Below are 24,814 nucleotides of genomic sequence, written 5' to 3'. Positions count from 1 at the left end.
ATTGCGCCGGTTCTACCGCCGCAAGTTATATCGAATGGCATCAGTGAGAATGGCATCAGTGAGAACTTTACGCTGTGCAGTCAGCATTCACGCGATCAAGCGCGCGCCGTCGTGACCTTTGATATGCACCCGCATCACCGTCCCTTCAGGTTGGTCGGTGTCAAAGGTGACCTCAGCAAAGCCCTCGGTCCGTGCAAGGCGCGCACCTTCGGTGAGCACGACGTGCTCGCGTCCGACTTGCGCGTCCAGATGGGCGCTTAGCGCGGCTTGACCCTTGGCACGCAGGCGTGCTGCGCGCTCCTTGATCGCGGGGCCTTTGACGGCGGGCATACGGGCCGCTGGCGTGCCCTGACGCGCCGAGTAGGGAAAGACATGCAGGAATGTCAGCCCACACTCATCCACCAGTTTCAGCGAATTTTGAAACATTGCCTCATCTTCGGTCGGGAAGCCTGCGATGATGTCGGCGCCGAAAACGATTCCGGGGCGCAGTTTGCGGGCCTCTTCACAAAAGGCAATCGCATCGTCGCGCAGATGGCGGCGTTTCATCCGTTTGAGGATCAGATCGTCGCCATGTTGTAGCGACAGGTGAAGATGCGGCATCAAGCGCGGCTCGGTCGCAATCGCCAGCATCAGGTTTTCATCAGCCTCGATACTGTCGATCGAGGAAATTCGCAGTCGCGCCAGATCCGGCACCAGCCGCAAAATCCGCATCACCAGATCGCCCAGACGCGGCAGGCCGGGCAGGTCGGAGCCCCACGAAGTCAGATCGACGCCCGTCAGCACGACCTCGTTAAAGCCGCGATCCACGAGGCGTTTGATCTGCTCGACCACTACGCCCGCAGGCACCGAGCGCGAATTGCCCCGCCCGAAGGGAATGATGCAAAAGGTGCAGCGGTGATCGCAGCCGTTTTGCACCTGAACATAGGCGCGATGACGGCCGAAACCGTCGATCAGATGGCCAGCGGTTTCACGCACCGACATAATGTCATCGACCATCACGCGTTCGGTTTGGCCGATGAAATCTGGGCCTTGCGGGGCCAGTGCGGCCCAGGTCTCGGCCTGCATCTTTTCGTGATTGCCGATCACGCGGGTCACCTCCGCCATTGCGGCAAAGGTTTCGGGTTCGGTCTGGGCCGCGCAGCCAGTCACGATCACCGGCACATCGGGATTTTCCCGCGCAAGACGGCGGATTTCCTGTTTCGCCTTGCGTACGGCCTCGGCGGTGACGGCGCAGGTGTTGACCACGACAGCGCCTTCCAGCCCGGCCTGCGCGGCGAGTTGCTTCATCGCCTCGGTCTCATAGGCGTTGAGCCGACAGCCGAGCGTCGAGAAAACGGGTGGTTTCATAGCGTGGCCAGAAAGTCGGGGGTGAGGGTCGCGTCAAAGACATGCGCGACTGGGCCCGTCATCCAGACGCCATCGTCGCGCCAGTCGATCTCTAGCTGGCCACCATCGACATTGACCAGCACGCGCTTGCCCGTCAGTCCACGCAGATTGGCGGCCACGGCGGTGGCGCAAGTGCCCGAGCCGCAGGCCAACGTGATTCCCGCGCCACGTTCCCATACGCGCATCCGCAGGTGGTCGGGGCCGATGAGGCTGACAAATTCGACATTGGTGCGTTGCGGGAATAGCGGGTCGTGTTCAATTGCGGGGCCAAGGCGCGCGACGTCGACGGCCTCGGCATCTGCGACAAAAAAGATGCAATGCGGATTGCCCATGCCGATGGCAATTGGATCGCCCGCCAAGGGCAAGTGTTGTGGATCGGCGGTTGCGACAATCGGAATCTGCGCCGCGCCGAGAATCGGTGCGCCCATATTGACCGAGACCAGCCCGTCTTCGCGCCGCAGAGCCAAAAGTTGTCCGCGTTCCGTGGTTAGCGTCACCTGATCACGACCAAGTTGGCGCATCATATAGTCGCTGACGCAGCGGCTGGCGTTTCCGCAAGCGCCCGCGCGCGATCCGTCTGAGTTCCAGAAATCCAAGGTGAAATCGGTATCTTGCCCGGGCCGAATCACCGCAAGCTGGTCAAAGCCCACGCCGCGATGACGATCCCCCAAGGCGCGCGCTAGCGCAGGCGTGACCGGATCGGCCGCGTCTCGGGCGTCGATGACGACGAAGTCATTGCCAAGTCCATGCATTTTCATGAAGGGCAGGCCAGCGGTGTTTTGCGCGTTGTTCATGCTGCGCGATATACGCTTGCGCAAAGGTTTTTTCCAGACATGCAATTTTTGAGAGTTTTTGGCCTTGACCCCCATGGCCGGGGTTTATAGAGAAGCGCCCTGTGATGGGCCGTTAGCTCAGTTGGTAGAGCAACTGACTTTTAATCAGTAGGTCGTTGGTTCGAACCCAACACGGCTCACCATCACACCCTTTTTTCAAAGGGATGCGCGATGTCTGGCTGTTGACGCCAACCGCGCCCGCCGTTCCCGGAAGCAATACGGAAGCAAGTGTGCGCCAATTCTGGCGTCGCGATTTCGCGACAGCCGAATCGACTGAGCAGGGCTTCGATGTTTGTGAGGGCTGCTGGTAAGGGAAGACGATGAGCCGTTGGCGAGGCTCGCGGCTCCTAGCTGTTTGATCCCACGGTTTGCTGATGCGATCCTTTCGAAGGAATGGAAGGAAGCATTTTGGGACAAGTTCGTGACGGAAGCGCTACGATCCCATTGACCGGCAGGTGAATGCGCGCATTCACCGAGAGGGGCGCACGCCGTCAGAACTGCAATACAGTGATCCTTTGCCCGGCAGGGCGTTGCACTGCAATGTCCCGAGAGGGGCGTCTCGTTCTCGGAACAGAGCCTGAAGTTTGAGATCAACCTAAAAACGATGGTGAAGTGGCGCAAGCGCACCACGCTTGAGGATCTAAGACCGGCCCCGAAGAGCCGCGCTCCACGGTTCTGGCCGATGCCGAAGAGGCGATGGTTGTCGCTTTCCGGCGTCACACGCTGCTAGCCGCTGGACGACAGTCTCTATGCCCTTCAATCCTCCATCCCGCGCCTGACGGCCGTGCCCTACAGGATCCACACGATCTAAACGAAAAATGGAATTCAGTTCGCTAAGCAGCCCGGACATCGCAACACCATCTATTCCCGGGCAATGCGCTTCGACATGATCTGTGAGGCCAATGCATCAAGCACGGGTTCACCAAGCCCAACCATCCACGAACCGATACCGACCCTCTCGCCTGATCCGGTTTGCTCACTGCGCGCGCCGGATCGGCCTTGATGGCCTCTCGCAGGCGTCTTCGGGTCATATCATCGGAGAGCTTAGCCTCTGCGCCCTCCAGCGCCGCGAGCGTGCAAGTTGCGCCATGATCAGGCGGATAGGTTCGGCGCGGTGAAGTTGTTTGATTTGGTTCTGCGGTAGGTGGCTGCGCATTTCCGTCAGATCGCCCTCAATTTCGGCACTGATCAAATCCCATAGCAGATAATTGGGCCAGCGATCGTTGGGCAGGTCTTTTACGGCGCGGAATTCAACGCACCAGACGCGGCTTGCCGTGCGGTCTGTCGGATCGAGCATGGCGAGTCATCGCCTGCAAGGGTTGCGTTCCAGATATCCCACCAGATCGGCTTGTGGCGGTCGATCACTTCGGCCGCTTGTCATAAATGAACACTTGCCGTTCCGGCATCTTGCCGACAGCAACTAGGGGAAGGGAGGTTCGGCTCTCAACCGATTTACGCAACGGATTCGTCTGCGGTCACCCCGCACCCAACATAGGAGCGGCGCATTTCAAAAGGCGAGACATGCGCCGAGCGAATTCGACTGGTTCCCGTTATCGTCAGTTTACTCTTGGTTCTTGCTGTCTGACCAAAGCAAAAGCCTTTTGGTCGCCGCCGATTTTGGTCGGGCCTTGATGCTGCGGAGGGCTCGTAAGCGCCCATTCCGGGCCTTTTCCAACAGGGATATTTCACCTGCCGGTACAAGGAGAAGCGAGTCTGATCTCCAAGCGGAACGGTGGTGCAGAGGCGGCGAAACATGCTGCCTTTGGTGTAGGTTGATGGGCATCATTTCCATGTCAAGACTCACGCTTGGGTTGCGTTAATATTTTTGTAGCAGATATTGAAGATGACGCAAGGACAGTATGTAGAAAGCTGATGCAACGCGTTTGAGGATCCAATGCACGATTCGATGGGGTCCCTATTTAGTCAATTGTAAACATGCAATTTTTTTGACTCACTGAATTTCGTTTGGAAGCGTTTCCAACTCTCTAAACAGAGAGATGAATCGCGCAGGAGATGCAGATTCTATTGTTGCCACGGCGTCAAAGATCATGTCTTTAGATTCTTTTTGTGGAAATTTTGGGTATTCACCACGATGCAGGCGAAACTCTTTCAGCTCAATTTTAAGCTGTATGATCCCCTGCTTTTCGAGGAATCAGAGCCGCTCATGGAGCGTCACCAGCAGTCTGAATTTTGCGTGACCGACCGAATACCAAGTCGCAAGCTAGCCGTGCCCCAATAGTCCTGGATATTCACGACGCGAACGATGATTATTAGCCGAAACTCCGCCACTCTCTTCTAATCAGTAGGTCGTTGGTTCGTACCAACACGGCTCACCATCCTAGCAAAAGCCCGGGTCCGGCCCGGGCTTTTGTGTACCTGACAATCAGAAGTAACTTTGCACAAGCGCACCAGAAATCAGCACCCAACCATTTGCCACCACAAAGAACGCAAGTTTGAAGGGCATCGCGACAACGGCGGGTGGCACCATCATCATCCCCATCGACATCAGGACGGCCGATACGACGAGATCGATGATCAAAAACGGCAGGTAGATCAGGAACCCGATCTGAAAGGCGCGGGTGATCTCGGAGAGCATGAATGAGGGCACAAGGGTCGATAGCGGTGCCGCGTTCAGATCACCTTGATAGGGCGTGCCGGTGCGCAGCGCGGAGAGCGACGAAAATGTCTCGGGATTGGTGCGATTGCCCATGAAGGCGCGAAACGGCTCTATTCCGCGCGAAAACGCGGTTTGCCAGTCGATGGTGCCGTCAATCAGCGGCTGGCCTGCGGTGTTCCAGCTTTGCATGAACACCGGCTCCATGATGAACCAAGTGAGGAACAGCGCGAGGCTGACAATCAGCATATTGGGCGGCGATTGTTGCAAGCCAAGTGCCTGACGCAGAATCGAGAGCACGGTGACGATGAAGGGAAAGCATGTCACCATGATCGCCAACCCCGGCGCGAGGCTGAGCAATGTAATCGCGCCAATGATCAACATCGAGCGGCCCGCAAGACTTTCGCCATCGCCCATCGAGAGCGAGATATCCTGCCCCCAGACGGGTTGAAGCGAAAGCGTTAGGGTTAATATCGCAAATCCAGCGAGAGCCAGCGCGCGTGGGGGGGCGATTTGCATAAAATCACAGCCCGTTTTGCAAGTCGGCGACTTCGGTCAGGCGCACGGCCAATTGGCCGTTCGGATCCCCCTCGACCTCGGTCAATTCGCCCCGTGCGATCAACTTATCGCCGACATAAAGCTCGACCGGATCATCGACGCGCCGATCAAGCGGCAATACCGAATCGCGTTGCAGTCGCAGCATGTCGCGCACTAAGGGGCGTGCTTTGCCGACCGAGATCGTGATTTCGATCGGGACTTGGCTGAACGGATTGCTGTTGGGTATGTCTTGGGTGGCGTCAGTCATCGCTGGGCTCCTCAGCGGAAGAGTTGAAATAAGTGGCAACGGCCTGAGAAATCGTGGCGATCACGGCATCCAGATCGATCCGGGTTTCGGTCTCGGAAAATCGCAGATAGACCTGTCCTTCGCTCAGGCTGTTTTCAGAGGCAAAGGCCAGTGGCAGGGTGTCGTCGCGGGTCAGAATTTCTTTGATCTGAGGCAGCGCGGCGGGGTTGGCGATGACCGTAACAGGTGCCGAGGCGAGATCTTCGGCCAGCGGCATTAACTGGTCTGCCACCAGCGCGGGCAAACTGAGGCGCGCGACTTCGGGTAGCACCTTGGCGGTCATGTCGATCAATAGCGGGCGCAGCGCATCCAGCATATGACGTCGCGCCTCGTGAAAGGTGAAGGAGAGCGCTTGCAGATTGCGTCCCAGATCGCCATGAAGCCGCGTGGTTTCACTGTTTTGCGCTGCCACCGCGTCATCCCAACCGGCTTGATAGCCCTTTTCAAAGGCGGCAAGCTTGGCCTCCTCGAAGGCAACAGGTTCGATCTCGATCGCGGCGTCGTCTGCCTGACGGGGCTCGAAGGATTCAAGTTTTAGACGCTGCGCCATCATGCTTTCTCCTCAGTGTCTTCCATCCAGCTGCGCAGGATTTCCATGCTCTCAGATTGACGCGCCTCAATCATCTTTTTGAGTCGCTCGACGGGGTCACTGGATTGGGACATGTCGTCCAAATCGGCCATGTCGAAGGCGGAATTCATGGTCATCGGCAGATCGCCCACGTCAAAATCCGAGACCAACTGCATATTCATGTCGGGCATCTCATCTTCTGCGATTTCTCCGGTTAAAGCGGTGGCGGAGCGTTCTGGCGTAGGCAGCTCAGCCATTGAGGTTTGTAGCTTTTGCATCAGGATTGGACGTGCGACGAACAGGCCCAGGATCAACGCCACCAAGGCCAGAACGGCGATCTGGATGATCTGTGTCAGGTCGAATGAGATGTCACCAAGCGCCCCGGCAGTGGCGGCTGTCCCCAGCTCTGGCAACGCTTCGAATTGCATGGATTGCAGCGTGATGACATCTCCGCGCGCCTCAACAAAACCCACCGCCGACGCGACAAGCTGCTTGAGCGCGGCCAGTTCTGCCTCGGAGCGGGGTTGCCAGCTGGTCGTGCCATCGCTGTTCGTGGTGGTCACGCCATCGACCAGCACCGCCACGCTCAGGCGTTTGACCGCCCCCGGAGTGCGCAGCAATTCGCGCCGCGTCTCGGATACTTCATAATTGGTGCGCTCGCGTGTCTCGGTGCTTTGGCTTTTGGATTGGCCATTATTTCCGCCGGTGTTTTGCGGCAGGTTTGAGGCCACCGTCACCTCCCCGGGCTGAGACGCATCGGATTGCTTCGTGGTCTCGACAGAATCGGTCGAGATTGCCACCCGACCCTCCGGATCGAAGTGATGTTCGGTGATCGCCTCACGCTCATTGACGGTTTCAACCGATAGCTCGACCACTGCATTTCCAGCGCCAACGCGTGCCGCCAGCAAGCGTTCAATATTCTTTTTCATTGCGCTGGCGCGATCGTTGGCAGAGGTCATCACGTTCGCATCATCGCCAGAGGCGATCAATCCGCGCGCCGAATCGATCACCGAGACATCGTCGGGCGACATGCCACTGATCGCCGAGGCCACGAGGTAGCGCAATGCCTTGGCCTGCGCCGCGCCGATCCCACCCGACGTGGCCGTGATGGTGACCGAGGCGGTCGGCTTGAGATCTTTGCGAAACGGCTGATTTGTCGAATGCGCGATATGAACGCGTGCGGAGCGAATCGATGGAGACGAGGCAATTGTGCGCGCCAGCTCTCCTTCTTGTGCCCGCCAATAGGCCGCGTCGAACATTTGCGAAGTCGTGCCAAAGCCGGACAGCGAATCAAGCAGTTCGTAGCCCGCTGCGCCCTGTGCAGGCAGGCCCTGCGCGGCCAGTGTCATGCGAAGGGAATCGCGTTGAGTGCTTGGCACGAAAATCGCATCACCGCGCACCTCATAAGCGACTCCGCTTTGATCGAGCGCACTCACCACCTCTCCTGATTCGACCCCTTCGAGGCCCGCGTAAAGCAGACTCATCGAGGGTTTCGAGGCCATTGAGGAAATCGCGAGAATCGCGGCGAACATCGCCGCAGTGGCCCCGATCACAATCATCCGTTTACGCAGATCGAGAGCCTGCCAGACGCCGATTAACTGTTGCAAGACGCACCTCCCTTGAGTGGGCGTTCTGCCCCGTCGCGTGTCCCCACATTCCCTCATCGCGCTTAACAATCGGTTAGTCGTCTTCGGTTAAGTCTGTTTGTGAGGAAGAAATCGGTGATGACATGGCAGATGCAACGACTGAGGCCGCAGATGAGGCCCCCAAGAAGAAATCGAAACTGCCTCTGCTGATTGGGCTGGTGCTTATGCTCTTGCTTGGCGGCGGTGGGTTTTATGCGGTGTATTCCGGGATGATCCTTGGCCCGGCGGCTGAGAGCGATGCGCATGGCGACGCAGCGCATGCCCCCGAGATTGTGCCCGACGCCTTGCCCGAAATCGGGTTCGTCGCGCTTGATCCGATGTTGATTTCGCTGGCCGGCAATGGCGCGAAACATTTGCGCTTTGTGGCGCAGCTCGAAGTGCCCCTGGCCTATGAAAATGATGTCGCGCATCTCAAGCCGCGGGTTATGGACGTGTTGAATGGCTATTTGCGCGCGGTTGATCCTGCGCTGCTCGAAGATCCGTCCGCATTGATGCGGCTGCGTGCGCAGATGTTGCGCCGGGTTCAGATCGTGACCGGGGATGGCCGGGTGCGCGACCTCTTAATCGTCGAATTTGTGCTGAACTGATGGAGGGCTTGATGCAGCTTATTGCGGATCTTTTTCTGGGCCTCGCGGCTATGGCTGCAGCGGCCTATTGCCTCGTGCTTGCACGGCGACTGAAGCGATTCAATCAGTTGGAAAATGGCATGGGCGGCGCGATTGCGGTGCTTTCGGCGCAGGTCGATGACATGACGCGCGCACTTGAAAAGGCGCAGATGACGGCGAGTCAGTCGGAAACTCAGCTTCGGGCGCTAACAGAGCGGGCCGAGGGTGGGGCGCAAAAGCTCGAACTGCTGTTGGCCTCGCTTCACGATCTGCCCGATGGGCAGGAACCCCGCCGCACCGTGAAGCGGAGGCGCCATCGCGACAGTGATCTGGAGGCGGCGGAATGAAGACCCCAGTGGCTGCAAAGCCGAAACGCGGTCAAAAACAGGCCAAGCGCAAGCGGCGTTGGCTCGGCCGCGGCGTGCTGTGGATCATTGCGCTTTTGTTTGCGATGTCGGGCACGATTAAACTTGTCGAAACAGGTGGCTTCGCGTTGGCCAAGCAGATGTTGGCGTCTGATGCAGGAGGCGCCAAAGGCCAGGATGACTGCGTGACAGAGCCCGGTTTAATGGAGCTACATGCTCAGTTGCAGTTACGAGAGAGCCAATTGTCTGATCGTGAGGGGCTCGTTCTCGATCGCGAACAGGCCATCAAGCTGGCTGAAAAGCGCATTGAATCGCGGCTGACTGAATTGGTCGCTGCTGAACAAGTCTTATCGAAAACCGTCTCGATCGCCGACAAAGCTGCGGATGAGGATGTTACCCGCCTTGTAACCCTTTACGAGAATATGAAACCCAAACAGGCAGCGCCCTTGTTCGAAGAGATGGCACCAGAGTTTGCTGCGGGTTTCTTGGGTCGAATGCGCCCCGCTTCGGCGGCGGCCGTTATGGCGAGCCTTGATCCAAAGACCGCCTATACGATCAGCGTGATGATGGCTGGCAGAAACGCCGGGGCGCCAAAAAATTAAGTAAGCCAGTCATTTCTTAATCCTATTCTGCAATGCTTTCGGCGCAGTTGTTGGAGTGTCTCTTATGGTCGGCATCATCGGTATCGTTATCATCTTTGCGATGGTCTTTGGCGGCTACGTCGCGGCCGGGGGCAAGATGGGGATTATCCTCAAATCTTTGCCTTTCGAGATGATCATGATCGGTGGCGCAGCGGTTGGGGCATTCGTGCTGTCCAATGATTTGGCTGCGATCAAACACACGCTCAAGGATATCGGCAAAGTCTTTAAGGGCCCAAAATGGAAACCCTTAGATTATCGCGACTTGCTGTGTCTTCTGTTCGAATTGATCCGCTTGGCGCGCCAAAACCCGGTCGCGATCGAAGAACATATTGAAGACCCGGAAAACTCGTCGATCTTTGGCAAATATCCCAAGATTCTGCACGATCACGAGGCGATCGAAATCATTTGTGACACCTTGCGTTCTGCGTCGATGAATTATGACGACCCCAATCAGGTCGAGGAGGTTCTCGATAAGCAGTTGGAGGCGAATTATCATCATGCGATGCACTCAAGTCATGCGATGCAAACAGTCGCAGATGCGATGCCAGCATTGGGAATTGTGGCCGCTGTGTTGGGCGTAATCAAGACGATGGCGTCAATTGACCAGCCGCCCGAGATTCTGGGCAAGATGATTGGCGGCGCGCTCGTCGGGACATTTTTGGGTGTGTTCATGGCCTATGGTTTCATCGGGCCTTTCGCGACCCGGATGAAATCAGTGATTGATGAAGACAGCCATTTCTACAAACTGATCCGCGAGGTGTTGGTGGCGAACCTGCACAACCATGCCACCAATATCTGCATTGAGGTGGGGCGCCAGAATACTCCGCATCACATCCGTCCTAGCTTCTCTGATCTCGAAGAGGCGCTCAAGACAGTGAAATCGGAGGCGGCGTGATGCTGCGTCTGGCGCTGATATTCTGCTGTATGGCTTTGTCTGCTCAGGCAATGCCGATTGCCGTGCGTTCGGGAGAGCACGCCGATTTTTCGCGACTCGTCATCATGTTGCCGAAAGAGGCAGATTGGACGTTGGACCCAACCGCTGAAGGTTATCGCCTTGAGACCGATGTAGATGAGGCGCAATTTCAGATTGAGGATGTATTTCGTTTGATCCCGCGCAGCCGGGTTGTTGAGATCAAGGACGACGCAAAGGTCAGTGGTTTGCTTTTCACCACGACCGAAGGAGTCAAAATCCGCTCATTCCCCCTTCGCCTGGGGGGGCTCGTTCTGGATTTTTACGATGCACCCGCGCAGGCTGTCGAGGAAACAGTTGCGCCGCACGCTGTGACATCCACCAGCCGCAATCTTCAACCCGTTCCCATCGGTGCCGCACATCTCGACCTGTATTGGCAGGGGCTGATAGACACGCCACCGATAAGCGCACCAGAAGAGCAAGATCATACGCCCAACGAGCCAGTTTTAGCAGAGGCCCCGCTTTCTGTGCCTCAGATCGAACAAGTCGACGAGCGTGTTAGCGCGGTAGAGGAGCGTTTGCGTCAAGAACTTTCGCGCGCCGCAGCACAGGGTTTGGTCGAAGTTGATACAGCGAAGCTGCACAAACCTGCGGTGCCAAAAGAACAGGGGATGGTTGATGCCGCCCCCGAGGTAACGCCCGAGCAATCCGCTTCGGCCCATAAACCGACTGATCAAATAGCGTTTAAGTCGAAAACTTCGATTGATCAGGCAAACCACTCGGCACGCTCCGCTACGGATCCTACGGAAAGCGGTCTACGCTGCGCGTCGGATTCCCTGTTCGATTTGGGTGGGTGGATTGGGGATGGAGATGCGAGTGATCAAATCGGGAAAGGCCGCCGGGCTGTGATGGGGGAATTCGACAAGCCCAATCAAGACGAGGTCATCAAGCTCGCGCGCACCTATCTCGCATTTGGGTTCGGGGCTGAATCACGCATGCTTTTAAACGATATGGGCGCGCCCGGAGAGGCGCGGGATGCCCTTTTCTATCTTGCCGATTTGTTCGATGAGCTGCCAGACGCACATCAATCTCCTTTTGCGCAAATGACGGGATGTGATGGGAATGTAGCTGCTTGGGCGTTGCTGGGTGCTGATCCGCTACCGCCAAAAGAGGATGTGAATTTCGCGGCGGTGCGACGGAGCTATCAGGGTTTGTCGCCGCAATTGCGCCAGACGATTGGCCCAGATCTGGTGGCGCGATTGATTGCACTTGGCGCTCCCGACATAGCGCGTGCGATCCGTCCGGCTCTTTCGCGCATTACCGAACAAGATCGTAGCGCTTTGCATATGGTAGATGCGCAACTGATACTTGAGAAAGGTGGCGCTGATGCGGATCATTCCTTGGCTGATGTCGTTGCGCAGGATGGGCCGCATGCGGCGCAGGCCTTGTTGCTTTTGATCGACGACAAGTTGAGCCGCGGACAGGCGATCGAGTCAAAAACCACGCAAAATGCGCGCGCCTTGGCATTTGAACTCAGGGGCACGCCGTTGTCTTATCGTTTGTTGCGTGCGGCGACACTTGGCCACGCTTCTGTCGGCGAATTTGACGCAGCTGTTGATCTGCTTGCAGGCTGGCCAGTTCAAGCTGAGGCTGAGCTTAGGATGAACACCCGCGATGAGATGGTGAGGTTGCTCGTCAAGGTTCCCGATGATGGTAAATTTTTGCGTGCTCTGTTTGCCCATATGGAAATTGTGCAGCGCTCTGCGATGCAGGCCGATTTGCGTTTCGGTTTGGCTGATCGCTTGATCAACCTGGGCTTCGCGAGCACTGCAAAGCAGTTTTTGGCGCAAGCAAAATCACCGAATGAGCAGGACCGTTTGCTTTTGGGCAAAGCGGCCTTGGCATCGCAAGACGCGGCGGCCGCTCTGACACATTTTGCAGGTATTTCTGGACCCGAGGTTGAGGCTTTGCGTGCCCAGGCGCTTGCATTAATTGGCGAACATGGATCTGCGCAAAAGGCCTATTCTAAAGCCAATGAGCCCAAAGATGCGATTCGCGAGGCGTGGCGTGGTGGCAATTGGGATTTCGTGCGTGAAAATGCAGATGGCACTGAACGCGATTTTGCCAATACATTTGCGCCAGCGTCTCGCACGACTGCCACCAGGCCGGAGCCGAGCGGCCCGCTTTCTCAAGCGGAGGAGTTGATTGCCGCGAGCCAAAAAGAACGCGAGATATTTGAGAAATTGCTCGGCAGTTTTGCTGTTACAGATGCAAATACTGCGCAAAAACCCGTCCAGAGCGAAGCTGTTCCAACGAATTGAATGCGGATTGTTTTCGCCTGATGATTTGGAGAACGAAAACGGAATATCAAGACTTTTCCCTTAGCAGTTTGGAAAGCAAGAATTGCTTCGCGAAGGGAAAACCCAATGCTCGGAACACTCCGTCTTCTGTCTTTGTCTGCCCTGCTCTGTCTTGGAAACGGGCACGCTTTGCGTGCAAGCACACTTGATCTTGCCGCTATCTGTGAAGCCGCGGCAGAACAAGTTTCGCGTGAAAGCGGCGTGCCGGTTTCTGTGCTCAAGGCAATCTCCCTGAACGAGACCGGTCGCAAACGCAACGGAGCCTTTCGCCCGTGGCCATGGACGGTGAACATGGAGGGTGCGGGTCATTGGTTTGAGACGCGCGACGCAGCGCTGGCCTATGTGTTCAAAGAGTTCAAACGTGGCGCACGCAGTTTCGATGTCGGCTGTTTTCAGATCAACTATAAATGGCATGGAGAGCATTTCTCATCGATCGAAGAGATGTTTGATCCGCTGGCAAACGGCCGCTACGCAGCGCAGTTTTTGAGCGACCTCTACTCGGAAATGGGCGATTGGAAAAAGGCGGCCGGGGCGTTTCATTCGCGGACAAAGAAATATGCCGACAGCTACTCGACCCGCTTTTCTTCGATCCGAAAGAAATTCCTGCATGAGGATGGTGCTCCGTCAGACCCTGCGGATCTGGTTGGGGCGCAACGGTCTGCGAAGCCGCTCGATACACGAAATTCGCAGATTCCCGATATTCCAGATATCGTTTTGGCACAGCAAGAAAACCGGCGCCAACAAACGCGCGAAAACACGTATCCTTTGCTGATCCGAAAAGAAACAGGGGCCCCGTCCTTAGGCCGCGCTGCAGGCGCGTCCTTGTTTGCCAATGCACTTGCAAAACGTGAGGGCCTCTAATGGCTGCGCCGCTTCTCTCACGGATTTTCCAGCCTACTATCATGTTGGCGCTCGTCTTGATGGCGATCATTGTGATGATGATCTTGCCGGTGCCTTCCTGGGTGCTGGATGTCGGGCTGGCAACGTCTTTTGCGCTTGCGATCCTAATCTTCACCGTCACCCTTTTCATCGAGCGCCCGCTTGATTTTTCAGCTTTTCCCACGATTTTACTGGGTTCGCTGATGCTGCGCCTCTCGCTTAACGTCACCTCGACGAAACTGATCATCGGTCAGGGCCATACTGGCACCGGTGCGGCGGGAGAAGTGATTGAGGGGTTCGCCAATTTCATCATGAGCGGCTCGGTTCTGATCGGGCTTGTCGTGTTTTGTGTGATCCTGATCGTGAACTTCATCGTGATCACCAAAGGCGCTGGCCGAATGGCAGAAGTGGGTGCGCGGTTTGCGCTTGATGCGATGCCGGGCAAGCAGTTGGCAATCGACAGCGACATGAATGCTGGCGCAATTGATCATGCTGAGGCACGTGAGCGGCGAGAACGCGAACAAGCGGAGACCACGTTTTTCGGGTCGCTTGATGGTGCGTCGAAATTCGTCAAAGGCGATGCGGTCGCAGGGTTGCTGATTACCATGCTGAACTTGGTCGTCGGGCTGATTATCGGCACAGCGGTGCATGGTATGCCGCTTGCGCGCGCGCTTGAGACCTATACGATTTTGACCGTAGGCGATGGGTTGGTCAGCCAGATTCCGGCCGTGATCATTTCCATCGCTTCAGCGATTTTGTTGTCGCGCACGGGCTCCAAAGGCTCCACCGATCTCGAGATGTTCCGCCAGTTGGGAAAATACCCGCCTGCATTGGCGACTGTGGCTGTCTTGATGGCGTTGTTCGGCTTGGTCCCGGGCCTGCCCTTTGTCCCCTTCATGTTGGGCGCAGTGATTTTGGGCGGAACGGCCTATATGCTCACGCGGGCCGAAAAGGCGCGGCTGCGGCGTGAAGCAATGAAAATGCCCGCACCCGAAGAAAAGACCCAACGAAAATCATTGGGGGACGTCCTTGATGTTGATGACATTCATGTCGAATTCTCCCCTGATTTGGTTAGTATGGCGCTTGATCCGGCAACCGGATTGGATGCGCGTATTTCAAATATGCGCAATCATGTGGCGGCGAATTTTGGGCTTATCCTGCCTGAAATTCGGCTCACCGATGACGCAAGTCTGGGACCGGGCTGTTATCGCATTCGCATTCAAGGGGTCGAACAGGCCAGTGACCGTCTTTATCCCGACCGCGTTTTGGCGCTGATTGCGGATAATCGTGAGGCCCTGCCCGAAGGCCCCGAGGTGCGCGAACCCGTGTTCAATGCCCCCGCGCGCTGGGTGTCGGTCAATGCGCAAGAGGATGCGGCGCTTGCCGGGTCTACCGTGGTCAGCCCGACCGAAGTGTTGGCAACCCACTTGCTTGAGGTGATCAAGGCAAATTTCTCGCGGCTGATGACCCTGCGCGCGTTGCGGCGTTTGCTTGATGAGGTGGTGAACCTGTCTGATCCAGCGCGCGCCGACGCCAATCGCCGGGTTCTGGACGAGATGATTCCCGAAAAAGTATCGATCGATATGCTGCTTGCGGTGCTGCGTTTGCTGCTCGAAGAGCGGGTCTCGATTCGCAATTTGCTGCTGATCACCGAGGCCGTGGCGGAAGTGCGCAATCTGCAATCCCCCGAAGCGATCTGCGAGCATGTGCGCCAGCGCTTGGGGTTCCAGTTGGTAGCCGAACTGCGTCGCGCTGATGGGACGATTCCGCTCATTCAGCTAGCGCCGGAATGGGAAGAGACCTTTGGCAGCTACACTTTCGGTACCGAACGTGGCGCGGGTGATGTCGCGTTGCCGCCGGAAAAATTCAACCGCCTCGCTTCAAATATCGCCGAGCGAGTCGCGGCCGCCGGTCAAACGGGCGTGTTTCCCGCATTGGTAACATCGGGGCGGCGGCGGCGATTTTTGCATACAGTTCTCAGCGCCAAAGGCATCTCCGCACCGGTTTTGAGTTTCGAAGAAATCGGGTTTGAGGCGCGCCCCGCCATGGTCGGACTGGTCTCAGCATGAATGAGTTGCTCTCCCAGTTGCTGCAGGCAAGCCAAGAGGCCCTCTTCCTTGGATTTGTCGTGTTGTTGCGGGTGGGCGGCTTGGTGGCGCTTGCGCCAGGTTTTGGGGAATCAACATTGCCTGCGCGGATCAAAACGGTGGTCGCGCTTGGTTTTACCATCTTGCTGATCCCGGCACTCTCGAGCGATCTGGCGCCATTGCGCGCGCGTTCCGGGGTGCCCTTCTGGATGCTATTCGAGATCGTCACCGGGGTCTTTCTGGGCCTTGGTTTGCGCGCGTTCATTTTCGCGCTGCAGGTGGCGGGCACAATAGCGGCGCAAGCCACGTCTCTGTCGCAACTTCTGGGTGGCATGGGCGGTGAGCCTCAACCCGCCATCGGCAATCTGATGGTGGTCGCGGGGATCGCTTTGTTGATGCAGATGGGGTTTCACGTGCACCTGGCGGAATTCATACTCGGTTCATACCGCGTGATGCCGGTCGGGACGATTCCTGATGCGCAATCCTTTCATGACTGGGGTTTGGCCGGGATTGCGCGGGCGTTCTCGCTGGCCTTCATGATCGCGGCCCCCTTCGTGATGACTGGGCTGATTTACAACGTGGCACTGGGCGCGATCAACCGGGCGATGCCGCAGTTGATGGTGGCCTTTGTCGGTGCGCCGGCGCTGACGGCAGGCGGGTTGATCCTGCTGGCCATCGCCTTGCCAAGCGGTATCCTCATCTGGCGCGAAGCGGTGGTCGATTTCCTGCTCAACCCGTTCACGGTGTCTCCATGAGTGAGGAAGACGCTGGCGAAAAGGAATATGAGCCAACCGAGCACAAGCTGAACGAGGCCCGGCGCAAGGGTGATCTGGTGCGCTCCTCTGAAATTGCTGTGGCGGCGGTCTATGGTGGGTTTTTGCTGGCGATCCTGGCGTTGGGTGCTGTCAGTCTGCGCCAGTTCGGGACGCGTGCCATGGTCATGCTCGAACAAGCAGATACTTTGTCGCGCGATATTTTCGAAGGTGGAACCGCGCTTGGCATGGGAGCGGTGTTTTCGGTGCTTGCGCCCGTCGCGCCTTTCCTGCTGGCCACGATGATTGCGGCGTTGATCGCCTATTGGGCGCAACGCGCGATCGTCGTGGCACCCGAAAAGCTGCAGTTTAAGCTGAGCCGGATCAATCCGATGGCCAATGCTGTGCAGAAATTCGGGCGCAACGGGTTGTTCGAGTTTTTCAAAAGCGCGGTCAAACTGTTGGTGATCTCGGTCGTTCTTGGGTTCTATCTACGGGCGAAATTCGACGTCATTCTGACGGGGCAGCGCGTATCTCCGGGACAGGCCACCAGTGCCCTTTTGGAAATGATCGTCGAGTTTCTTGCCTTGGTTACTGCTATTGCCGCGATCATGGGGGCACTGGATTATCTATGGCAGCGCGCGGAATTCCTGCGCCGCAACCGGATGAGCCGCAAGGAGCTGACGGACGAGATGAAGCAATCCGAAGGCGATCCTCATCTCAAGGGGCAGCGCCGCCAACGCGGCTATGAGATCGCAATGGGGCAATCGGTGGCCAATGCCGCAGATGCCGATGTCATCATCGTTAACCCGACCCATTATGCGGTTGCGTTGAAATGGGACCGCGCAAGTGGTCGGGCCCCGACCTGTTTGACCAAAGGCGTCGACGAAATTGCCGCGCGCATTCGTGAAATTGCGGCGGAAAATGCGGTGCCCATCCATTCAGATCCGCCCACGGCGCGCGCAATTTACGCAACGATCGAGGTCGGCGATGAGATCCGTCCCGAACATTACAAACCCGTCGCTGCTGCGATCCGGTTCGCTGAAAAGATGCGCCAGCGTGCCCGTGCTCGGGGGATGAAATGAATCGCCACAAGCAATTGCTGCGTCTGACCGCTTTGGCAAAGATGCAGCGCGAGTTGGAACTGGCCAAACTGAGCGCCTTGGGTCAACGCCAACGCCAGATTGAAGCTCAGGTGGCTGATCTGCAGAAAGCGCGCCGATCTGCGCATAGCTTTGCAACTGAAAGCCCCGCAAACGCGATTATGGAGGGGCGTTTTGAGAGCTTTGCGCATCAACGCAGGGATGAATTGGATGCGCAGATTGCGGAACTCACACCCGAGATTGATCAGGCGCGCGCAATGGCGGCGCGGGCCGTAGGGCGTCATTCCGTTTTGCAAAAGCTTACGCGCAAAGTTTAGGGGCCGCGTATCGCGACCCCGTTCTCAGCGTTTCAAAGATGCGTTAGGTGTCTTGGCGCACGATATCCGAAACAAGCACGCCGACCACATAATCGCCCAGAACATTGCGCGCAGTTTCACCAAGTGCGGTGCGCAGCCGGTCCATATTGGCCGAGCTGGTGAACTCGCCTGCGAACCCGCCGGTATTGGCATGATCAAACAGAACCTGCAAAAAGGCGTCGCGCAGCTTCGGTTCGGCGCGATAGACCTTTTCGGTTGCGCCGACCTTGACCTCGATGCTGAGCGACATGATCACCAACGAATGGACAAGGCCACCTTCAACAACCGGCACGATGAACTGATTGTTCAGTTTGACGAATTCCGTGGTCGGTACCTCCTCAGCGGCATGCTCTGAATCGGTGCTGGTGTGATCTTGCGGAATCGGCGCGCATTCGGCCATCGCGGTTGGATCTGGCGGCGGCGGGCGCAGGAAATATCCAGCGCCGCCGCCTGCGCCCAGCCCGATCAGGGCAAGAAGAATGGGCAGTATTTTACCAAGCATCATGTCACCTCAGAACGGCAGGAGAATATCGGCGACTTGCTGGCCGATGCGGGGCTGCTGCACATCCGTGATTTGCCCCCGACCGCCATAGGAAATGCGCGCGCCTGCGATCTTGTCATAGGTGATTTCGTTCTGGCGGCTCACATCCTCGGGGCGCACGAAGCCACTCACGATCAGCTCGCGCACCTCGAAATTCACCCGGACCTCCTGGCTGCCTTGAATGCGCAGCACGCTGTTGGGAAGCGTTTCGATGATGGTGGCTGCGACGCGCAGGGTCAGTTTTTCATTGCGCGACACAGAGCCATCGCCCTGAAAGGCCGAATTCGAATTGGTCGAAATCGCATCGGCCATCGAGGCCCCTTCGGGCAGGCGCTGATCGAGGCGTTGCGGAATGCCCAGCAGAGAAGGGATTCCCATGCTCTCGGAACCAGAGCGCGAGCGCCCGGTGGAATTGGAAATCTCGGCTTTGTCGTTGATCTCGATGACCACAGTGAGAATGTCGCCACGCTGTGCGGCGCGCCGATCCCCCAGCAACGAATTGCGCGCGCCAGACCACAGGGATGCCTCTTTTGTGGGTTGGCGCTTGGAGGTTGTTTCCGGCATCGGCACGCTCGACATTGCAAAGAATTCATTGCCGCTTTCGACAGGCGTAAACCCGGGGGCTTTGCCGACGTCTTCAAGACGTCCACAAGCGGTGAGCGCGATCATCAGGAAGAGCAGGGCGGGAGATTTCATGACGGGTCCTTCATTGCATGACATAGGCGGCACCATCCGCGGCAAGCCGCGCATTCACGGTGGTTCTGGAACTTGCATTCATGACCCGGATCGTGTCCCCGACGCCGGCGCGGTCCAACGCGCGACCCTCAACGCGAATTTCCAAGCCTGCGTTGCGATAGACCAATGGCAGAAATTGGTTGCGCTCGACGATTGCGGGGGCGCCCAGATCGTTGCTGCTGATCGGCCGTCCGGCGTAAAGTGTCGCACGGGTTTCCAGACCGACGGCATCGGCAGGCGACGCGATCGCGCCGGGCATATCGCCCGGATTCAGTGCCAGATCGTCGGGCGTCAGCACTGATTTCGCCCGGATTGTGCGCGTTGCCACAAGGTAATCTGCCAGTGCGGGCAGTGGTGCCATAAGCAGCGTGGCAAGGATCAACGCTCGTTTCATCAGCGCACCTGCGTCGTTGCGCCAAGCATCTGATCGGCGGCGGTGATGACTTTGGCGTTCAGCTCATAGCCGCGCTGCGCCTTGATCAGTTCGGTGATTTCGCGCACCGGATCGACGGAGCTTTCTTCAAGATAACCTTGGCGCAGTGTGCCAAGACTGTCTTGGCCGGGGGTGTTCACATTGGGTGGGCCGGATGCGCCAGTCTCGCGAAACAGGTTCGAGCCTATCGCCTCGAGTCCCTTGTCATTGGTGAAATTGGCCAAGGTGAATTGCCCCAAAAGCTGGGGCTGAACCTGATCGGTGAAATAGGCATAAATCTCGCCATCGGCATTGATCGCAATGGCGCGGGCATCTTCGGGGATGGTGACACTGGGCACGACAGGAAAGCCATCGGATGTCACAACCTGACCGTCCGCAGACCGTTTGAGCCCGCCATCGCGAGTATAGGCCGAAATGCCGGAGGGCAGCGTCACCTCAAGATATCCCGCACCGTCAATCGCCAAATCCAGATCGCCCCCGGTCGCTGAAAGCGAGCCTTGCGAGAGGTTCACGGTCACGGCGGTCGGGCGCACGCCAAGGCCCAGCTGCACGCCAGCAGGAATTTGCGTGCCATCGGTTGCGTTGATTGTGCCGGGGCGCGTCATTTGTTGATAGTGCAGATCGGCAAACTCGGCGCGGCGCGGATTGTAGCCGGTGGTGGACATGTTCGCGAGGTTGTTCGAGATCACCTCGACGCGCATTTGCTGCGCACTCATACCGGAGGCGGCGATTTGAAGGGCACGCATGGCTCTCTCCTGTTATCTTGCGAGCGTCGAAATGACGCCACGAATACGTTCGTCCTCACGGTCGAGGAATTTTTGGCCCAGCTCATAGGCGCGCTGCACCTCGATCATCCGAGAGATTTCCGAGACCGGATTGACATTGGAGTCTTCGAGAAAGCCTTGCAGCAATGTCGCTTGCTCGACGGGTTGCGCCCCTGCCGGGATTGCGAAGCGGGTGCCACCAACATGGTTTAGCCCGTTCGGGTCGTTGGGCAGGAACACCCCAATCTGCGCGATCGGTTCGCCCGCCGCAGATAAAGTCCCGTCCGAGGCGAGCGCGATATCTTGCGCCCCATTGGGCACCGCGATGGGCGTGCCGCCGGGGTCAAGCAGGCGATAGCCATCAGGGCTCAGCAATTCCCCTTCGGGCGAGGGGATGAAGCTGCCCGCGCGGGTCAACTGATTGCCCTGCGGCGTCTCGATCATGAAGAACCCGTCACCCTCGATCGCAAAGTCAAAACGCCCGCCCGTTTGGGTCAGCCCGCCTTGTTGCAGGTCGATGTTGCGCCCATTCGCATAGGCCATCGAAAGCGAGGGTTCGTCCCCCTCAAGACCTGCGACATATTCCGAAAAGATCACCCCCTCGCGGCGAAACCCGGTGGTCGAGGCGTTAGCGATATTATTCGCCACCGTGCGCATTTCCTGCATCAGCCCGGATTGCCGCGTGAGTGTTGCGTAAATTGCGTTATCCATCGGTTCAGCTTCCTGCGATCAATGGCACGAGCGACCGGGTGAAAAAATCCACCAGCGTATCGGACATGAACGACATTGAGGCCCAGAAAACGATCAGCATCGCACCAACCTTGGGTACGAAAGTCAGCGTCATTTCCTGCACCGAGGTGAGGGCCTGAAACAGACCGATGGTGACGCCTGCGATCAGGGCGACCGCCAACATCGGCGCTGCAATCATCACGGCGATCCACAGCCCCTGACGCATCGTGTCAAAGAAAATGGCTTCCTGCATCAGACCGGCATCCTCAGGATTTCCTGATAGGCCTCGACGACCTTGTTGCGCAGGGTAACGGCGGTCTCAACCGCCAGTTCGGTCTGCGCCAGCGCCTGAACCAAAGCATGTGGATCAGCACCGCCAGCCATTGCGGCTTTTGCAGTGTCTTCACCCGCCTTCAGTGTTTCGGCAAAGGCATTGGCGGTGTGTTCAAACGCATCGCCAACCGGCCCGCCCGCTTGCGGATTTGGGGCCGCAGCGGCACGGGCTTTGGCATAGCTTTGCGATGCAAGAGAGGTAGTTACGTCCATTCTGGAGTCTCCTTATCTAGCGGCGAAGTAAATCGAGCAGAGAGGACGACATTTGCCGTGCCTGATCGAACATTTTGAGATTCGCCTCGTAGCTGCGTTGCGCTTCGCGCGCGTCAGCAATTTCGACCACCAGATCGACATTAGAGCCGTCATAGTAGCCGTTCTCATCCGCCATCGGGTGGCCAGGATCATAGACTTGCGCCAGTTCGCGTTGGTCCAGTTGCACGGGACCAAGCTGCACGCGACCGGTTTCAACACCGCCATCGACCACCTCTTGAAACGCGGTGGTCTTGCGATGAAAGCCGGGCGTGTCGGTATTCGCGATATTCTCGGAGACATAGCGCAGGCGCATTGCCTGAGCCTTCATGCCCGAGGCTGATAGGGAGAGAGCGTTGGAAAAATCACTCATGCTCAGCCCCTCCCGAGAGAGGTGCGAAGAACCGTCATCGACGAGCGATAGATTGCGAGCGCCGTATCATGCTGGCGCTTCACTTCCACGGCCTTGACCATCTCATCTTCAAGAGACACCGAATTGCCATCTGGCGACATCGTGCCGGGGTCAATGCGCGCCTCAAACGAGGCACTGACGGTGTGATCCGCCCCGACGTGACCGGCGCGGGTGGCGCGCATGCCAGACGTGCTTTCGCTTTGATACAGCGATTCAAAGGACGCGAGATCACGCGCGGCGTAACCCGGCGTGTCCGCATTCGCGATGTTTTGCGCCACGGCATTTTGCCGAGCGGACGCATGGGTGGCCATCGCGCTGGCCATTTGCAGGATCTCAATTTTTTCGAACATCGGGGCTTCTCCTCCGAGCTATCAATCAAGCCTTAAGGGTGAATCGTTTAAAAAACATTTAGAGAACATGAGGAGACCAGAATGGCTTTCGCAGGATTTGACCTTTTGCGCGCGGAAATGCGCGCCATCGGATCGGTGCACTCGGTTGGGCGTGTCACGCAGGTGCGCCAAGGCACGATTGATGTCAGCGGACTGACGCGCCGCGCCGCATTGGGGGATCGCGCGTTGATTCGCTGCCAATCGGGTCGCGAGATTGGCGCAGAAGTGTTGTCGCTCTCGCGCGGCGGGGTGACGGTGCTGCCCGATGGTGCCGCTGATGGCGTGGCGATCAGTGATGAGGTGGAGCTGTTGGGGCAGGGCGGCATCGCACCCCATGACAGCTGGATCGGGCGAATCATCGACCCGTTCGGGGTGGCGCTGGATGGGCGGCCCCTAGTTCACGGCGCACAGGAACGCGAACTGCGCGCGGCCCCGCCGCCGGCGGCACAGCGCAAGCGGTTGGGCGCGCGTTTGGAAACCGGCATGGCAGCGTTCAACACGCTATTGCCGCTTGTGCGCGGTCAGCGGATCGGGCTGTTTGCTGGCTCTGGCGTCGGGAAATCCTCGCTTTTGGCGAATTTTGCGCGCGGCGTGCAGGCCGATGTGGTGGTGATCGCCTTGATCGGAGAGCGCGGGCGCGAGCTGCGTGAATTCGTCGAAAAAACCTTGGGCCCCGAGGGGATGGCGCGCGCGGTAATCATTGCGGCCACTTCCGACCAATCGCCCCTCGTGCGGCGGCGCTGTGCGTGGGCGGCGATGTCGGTGGCAGAATACTTCCGCGATCAGGGCAAGCACGCGCTGTATCTCGCCGATTCGGTGACACGTTTCGCCGAGGCGCATCGCGAGGTGGCGCTGGCGGGCGGCGAGCCCGCGTCTTTGCGCGGTTATCCGCCCTCGACCTCGTATCAGATCATGGCGCTGGGCGAACGCGCCGGGCCAGGGATTGATGGGTCGGGCGATATTACGGCGGTGTTTTCGGTGCTGGTCGCGGGCTCGGATATGGATGAGCCGGTGGCGGATATCCTGCGCGGCGTGCTGGATGGCCATGTCGTGCTGGAACGCGAGATCGCCGAACGTGGGCGATTCCCGGCGATCAACCTTCTGCGCTCGGTTTCGCGATCATTGCCAGACGCTGCGAGCATTGAGGAGAACCAGCTGATCGCGCGGGCCCGCGCCTTGCTGGGCGCCTATGACCGGGCGGAGATGATGATTCAGGCTGGGCTATATGCGGCCGGGTCTGATCCGATGGTGGATGCCGCGATTCGGATCTGGGCGGAGTTGGATGGGTTCATCGCCTTGCCCGCACCGGAAGGTGTCGCAAGCAGCTTTGCCCAGCTTGGGGGGATTCTGGCGCAAGTGGGGCGCTAAAGGAACCGGTCCCAGATCAGCTTGAACGCCAGCAATGAGGAGGTCGCGACCAGAAGCGGCTTGATCAGCCGCGCGCCAATGCGCATCGCCAGCTTAGACCCAAGCCGCGCACCGGCAATCTGCGCCACACCCATCGCGAGCCCAAGGCCCCATAGCGGTGCGCCCATCGCAATGAACCCGACAAGGCCCCCGATATTGGAGGCGAAATTCAGCAATTTGGTATGCGCTGTGGCCCGCAACACGCCGTAACCAGCCAGCATAACGAAACCGATCATAAAGAACGCCCCCGTGCCCGGCCCGATCAGCCCATCATAAAACCCGATGACCGGCACGAAAAACGCGGTGAAAGCGGCGGGCCGGATGCGCTCGACCCGGTCGGTATCGTCAAGACCCGGACGCAGCGCAAAAAACACCGCGATCGCGATCAACACAAAGGGCAGCGCGGTTTGCAGATGCTCGGTTGGGATCACCGAGACAAGCAACGCACCGCACAGCCCCGCCACAAAGGCCAGCGCCGCCGCCGGAAGCTGGCGCTTCAGATCGACTCGCCCCGAGGCCGCATAAGACAGTGCCGCCGTGGCCGCGCCGAATGTCCCTTGGATCTTGTTGGTGGACAAAGCCTGAAGCGGTGAAATCCCTGCCAGCAGCAGCGCGGGAACCGTGATCAGCCCGCCACCCCCGGCAATCGAATCAACAAACCCTGCGACAAAGGCTGCGCCAATCAGCATCACAACCAATTCGTAAGAGAGGTCGAACATCGCGTATTCCTTGGCTAAATTCAGGCCTTCTTCCGCCGCGCCCGCGCGAATGTAAACCCTGCGCTGTTGCGCGCACACTTGTGCAGGCGCTAATTGATCGCACCAAAAGGGGGCCATCCATGCCAACCATTCATCCCGCACGTTTTGCTACGGC

General features: G+C 58.2%; 28 protein-coding genes, 1 tRNA gene and 1 pseudogene. 13 read left to right on the top strand and 17 right to left on the bottom strand.

The annotated features are described in order from the left end of the window. Positions 1 to 87: 87 nt before the first annotated feature. Together mtaB and dapF are read right to left on the bottom strand one after the other, a co-directional pair. Positions 88 to 1,347, bottom strand: a complete 1,260-nt coding sequence (mtaB, locus tag AB4874_RS06180) for a tRNA (N(6)-L-threonylcarbamoyladenosine(37)-C(2))-methylthiotransferase MtaB (RefSeq protein WP_368391326.1) — start codon at positions 1,345 to 1,347, stop codon at positions 88 to 90. Further along, positions 1,344 to 2,180 carry a diaminopimelate epimerase gene (gene dapF / locus AB4874_RS06175; RefSeq protein ID WP_368391634.1) on the bottom strand — a complete coding sequence of 279 codons (837 nt, stop codon included), beginning with the start codon at positions 2,178 to 2,180 and terminating at the stop codon, positions 1,344 to 1,346. The genes mtaB and dapF overlap by 4 nt, the downstream gene beginning before the upstream one ends. Positions 2,181 to 2,286: 106 nt before the next feature. On the opposite strand from dapF, the gene AB4874_RS06170 reads away from it, so the two are divergent. After that, positions 2,287 to 2,362 (top strand) — tRNA-Lys (locus AB4874_RS06170). A gap of 392 nt (positions 2,363 to 2,754) precedes the next feature. Beyond that, positions 2,755 to 3,000: pseudogene (locus tag AB4874_RS06165) on the top strand (IS481 family transposase); the annotation flags it as partial. A gap of 246 nt (positions 3,001 to 3,246) precedes the next feature. Here the strand turns inward: AB4874_RS06165 and AB4874_RS06160 are convergent. The 5 genes from AB4874_RS06160 to fliF form a co-directional block, all read right to left on the bottom strand. Continuing rightward, positions 3,247 to 3,516, bottom strand: a complete 270-nt coding sequence (locus AB4874_RS06160) for a hypothetical protein (protein WP_368391325.1) — start codon at positions 3,514 to 3,516, stop codon at positions 3,247 to 3,249. A gap of 1,086 nt (positions 3,517 to 4,602) precedes the next feature. Next, the gene (gene fliP / locus AB4874_RS06155) at positions 4,603 to 5,352 is read right to left on the bottom strand and encodes a flagellar type III secretion system pore protein FliP (protein ID WP_368391324.1); all 750 of its coding nucleotides are present in this window, start codon (positions 5,350 to 5,352) and stop codon (positions 4,603 to 4,605) included. A 4-nt stretch (positions 5,353 to 5,356) separates the two neighbouring features. Further along, positions 5,357 to 5,638 carry a FliM/FliN family flagellar motor switch protein gene (locus AB4874_RS06150; protein ID WP_368391323.1) on the bottom strand — a complete coding sequence of 94 codons (282 nt, stop codon included), beginning with the start codon at positions 5,636 to 5,638 and terminating at the stop codon, positions 5,357 to 5,359. Continuing rightward, complete coding sequence (locus AB4874_RS06145) at positions 5,631 to 6,227, bottom strand: FliH/SctL family protein (RefSeq protein ID WP_368391322.1); 597 nt, start codon at positions 6,225 to 6,227, stop codon at positions 5,631 to 5,633. The genes AB4874_RS06150 and AB4874_RS06145 overlap by 8 nt, the downstream gene beginning before the upstream one ends. Beyond that, positions 6,227 to 7,909, bottom strand: coding sequence for a flagellar basal-body MS-ring/collar protein FliF (gene fliF / locus AB4874_RS06140; RefSeq protein WP_368391321.1), 1,683 nt, complete (start codon positions 7,907 to 7,909; stop codon positions 6,227 to 6,229). Before fliF ends, AB4874_RS06145 begins: the two co-directional genes overlap by 1 nt. A gap of 65 nt (positions 7,910 to 7,974) precedes the next feature. Between fliF and AB4874_RS06135 the strand changes: the two genes are divergently transcribed. From AB4874_RS06135 to AB4874_RS06090, 10 genes are all read left to right on the top strand, one after another. Further along, positions 7,975 to 8,478: a flagellar basal body-associated FliL family protein gene (locus tag AB4874_RS06135; protein WP_368391320.1), complete on the top strand. Its 504-nt coding sequence runs from the start codon at positions 7,975 to 7,977 to the stop codon at positions 8,476 to 8,478. An 11-nt stretch (positions 8,479 to 8,489) separates the two neighbouring features. Beyond that, positions 8,490 to 8,843 carry a hypothetical protein gene (locus AB4874_RS06130; protein WP_368391319.1) on the top strand — a complete coding sequence of 118 codons (354 nt, stop codon included), beginning with the start codon at positions 8,490 to 8,492 and terminating at the stop codon, positions 8,841 to 8,843. 74 nt (positions 8,844 to 8,917) lie between these two features. Further along, complete coding sequence (locus tag AB4874_RS06125; protein WP_368391318.1) at positions 8,918 to 9,463, top strand: MotE family protein; 546 nt, start codon at positions 8,918 to 8,920, stop codon at positions 9,461 to 9,463. 64 nt (positions 9,464 to 9,527) lie between these two features. Next, positions 9,528 to 10,397 carry a flagellar motor stator protein MotA gene (gene motA / locus AB4874_RS06120; protein WP_368391317.1) on the top strand — a complete coding sequence of 290 codons (870 nt, stop codon included), beginning with the start codon at positions 9,528 to 9,530 and terminating at the stop codon, positions 10,395 to 10,397. Continuing rightward, positions 10,397 to 12,733 (top strand): hypothetical protein, encoded by a 2,337-nt coding sequence (locus AB4874_RS06115; protein ID WP_368391316.1) that lies wholly within the window; start codon positions 10,397 to 10,399, stop codon positions 12,731 to 12,733. Before motA ends, AB4874_RS06115 begins: the two co-directional genes overlap by 1 nt. Positions 12,734 to 12,838: 105 nt before the next feature. Next, positions 12,839 to 13,633, top strand: coding sequence for a transglycosylase SLT domain-containing protein (locus AB4874_RS06110; RefSeq protein ID WP_368391315.1), 795 nt, complete (start codon positions 12,839 to 12,841; stop codon positions 13,631 to 13,633). Further along, on the top strand, positions 13,633 to 15,720 hold the full coding sequence (gene flhA / locus AB4874_RS06105) for a flagellar biosynthesis protein FlhA (protein WP_368391314.1): 2,088 nt from the start codon (positions 13,633 to 13,635) through the stop codon (positions 15,718 to 15,720). Before AB4874_RS06110 ends, flhA begins: the two co-directional genes overlap by 1 nt. Next, a complete protein-coding gene (locus tag AB4874_RS06100) occupies positions 15,717 to 16,493 on the top strand; it encodes a flagellar biosynthetic protein FliR (RefSeq protein WP_368391313.1) in 777 nt (258 codons plus the stop codon). The genes flhA and AB4874_RS06100 overlap by 4 nt, the downstream gene beginning before the upstream one ends. Next, complete coding sequence (locus AB4874_RS06095) at positions 16,490 to 17,575, top strand: EscU/YscU/HrcU family type III secretion system export apparatus switch protein (RefSeq protein WP_368391312.1); 1,086 nt, start codon at positions 16,490 to 16,492, stop codon at positions 17,573 to 17,575. The genes AB4874_RS06100 and AB4874_RS06095 overlap by 4 nt, the downstream gene beginning before the upstream one ends. After that, the gene (locus tag AB4874_RS06090) at positions 17,572 to 17,910 is read left to right on the top strand and encodes a hypothetical protein (RefSeq protein ID WP_368391311.1); all 339 of its coding nucleotides are present in this window, start codon (positions 17,572 to 17,574) and stop codon (positions 17,908 to 17,910) included. Before AB4874_RS06095 ends, AB4874_RS06090 begins: the two co-directional genes overlap by 4 nt. A 43-nt stretch (positions 17,911 to 17,953) precedes the next feature. Here AB4874_RS06090 and AB4874_RS06085 read toward each other — a convergent pair whose 3' ends face one another. The 9 genes from AB4874_RS06085 to AB4874_RS06045 are packed head-to-tail and all read right to left on the bottom strand — an operon-like array spanning position 17,954 to position 22,495. Further along, positions 17,954 to 18,451 carry a flagellar basal body-associated FliL family protein gene (locus AB4874_RS06085; protein ID WP_368391633.1) on the bottom strand — a complete coding sequence of 166 codons (498 nt, stop codon included), beginning with the start codon at positions 18,449 to 18,451 and terminating at the stop codon, positions 17,954 to 17,956. A gap of 9 nt (positions 18,452 to 18,460) precedes the next feature. Further along, the gene (flgH, locus tag AB4874_RS06080; RefSeq protein ID WP_368391310.1) at positions 18,461 to 19,186 is read right to left on the bottom strand and encodes a flagellar basal body L-ring protein FlgH; all 726 of its coding nucleotides are present in this window, start codon (positions 19,184 to 19,186) and stop codon (positions 18,461 to 18,463) included. A gap of 10 nt (positions 19,187 to 19,196) precedes the next feature. Next, positions 19,197 to 19,619: a flagellar basal body P-ring formation chaperone FlgA gene (gene flgA, locus AB4874_RS06075; RefSeq protein ID WP_368391309.1), complete on the bottom strand. Its 423-nt coding sequence runs from the start codon at positions 19,617 to 19,619 to the stop codon at positions 19,197 to 19,199. Continuing rightward, complete coding sequence (gene flgG, locus AB4874_RS06070) at positions 19,619 to 20,404, bottom strand: flagellar basal-body rod protein FlgG (RefSeq protein WP_295530965.1); 786 nt, start codon at positions 20,402 to 20,404, stop codon at positions 19,619 to 19,621. Before flgG ends, flgA begins: the two co-directional genes overlap by 1 nt. Positions 20,405 to 20,416: 12 nt before the next feature. After that, positions 20,417 to 21,133, bottom strand: a complete 717-nt coding sequence (locus AB4874_RS06065) for a flagellar hook-basal body complex protein (RefSeq protein ID WP_295530969.1) — start codon at positions 21,131 to 21,133, stop codon at positions 20,417 to 20,419. A gap of 4 nt (positions 21,134 to 21,137) precedes the next feature. Beyond that, positions 21,138 to 21,404 carry a flagellar biosynthetic protein FliQ gene (locus AB4874_RS06060; protein WP_295530971.1) on the bottom strand — a complete coding sequence of 89 codons (267 nt, stop codon included), beginning with the start codon at positions 21,402 to 21,404 and terminating at the stop codon, positions 21,138 to 21,140. Further along, entirely contained in the window at positions 21,404 to 21,697 is a 294-nt protein-coding gene (gene fliE, locus AB4874_RS06055) for a flagellar hook-basal body complex protein FliE (protein WP_295530974.1), read from the bottom strand. The genes AB4874_RS06060 and fliE overlap by 1 nt, the downstream gene beginning before the upstream one ends. A gap of 16 nt (positions 21,698 to 21,713) precedes the next feature. Beyond that, entirely contained in the window at positions 21,714 to 22,106 is a 393-nt protein-coding gene (flgC, locus tag AB4874_RS06050) for a flagellar basal body rod protein FlgC (RefSeq protein ID WP_295530977.1), read from the bottom strand. A gap of 2 nt (positions 22,107 to 22,108) precedes the next feature. Further along, a complete protein-coding gene (locus AB4874_RS06045) occupies positions 22,109 to 22,495 on the bottom strand; it encodes a FlgB family protein (protein ID WP_368391308.1) in 387 nt (128 codons plus the stop codon). An 81-nt stretch (positions 22,496 to 22,576) separates the two neighbouring features. Here AB4874_RS06045 and AB4874_RS06040 point away from each other — a divergent pair, with 81 nt between their 5' ends. Then, entirely contained in the window at positions 22,577 to 23,902 is a 1,326-nt protein-coding gene (locus AB4874_RS06040; protein ID WP_368391307.1) for a FliI/YscN family ATPase, read from the top strand. Here AB4874_RS06040 and AB4874_RS06035 read toward each other — a convergent pair. Next, on the bottom strand, positions 23,899 to 24,660 hold the full coding sequence (locus AB4874_RS06035) for a TSUP family transporter (RefSeq protein ID WP_368391306.1): 762 nt from the start codon (positions 24,658 to 24,660) through the stop codon (positions 23,899 to 23,901). The two genes, AB4874_RS06040 and AB4874_RS06035, sit on opposite strands and share 4 nt — an antisense overlap. Between the last annotated feature and the right edge of the window lie 154 nt (positions 24,661 to 24,814).

It is taken from the genome of Thioclava arctica, assembly GCF_040892615.1.
In the GTDB taxonomy this organism is placed as follows: domain Bacteria; phylum Pseudomonadota; class Alphaproteobacteria; order Rhodobacterales; family Rhodobacteraceae; genus Thioclava; species Thioclava arctica.
This window is presented reverse-complemented; position numbering and strand designations above follow the sequence as displayed.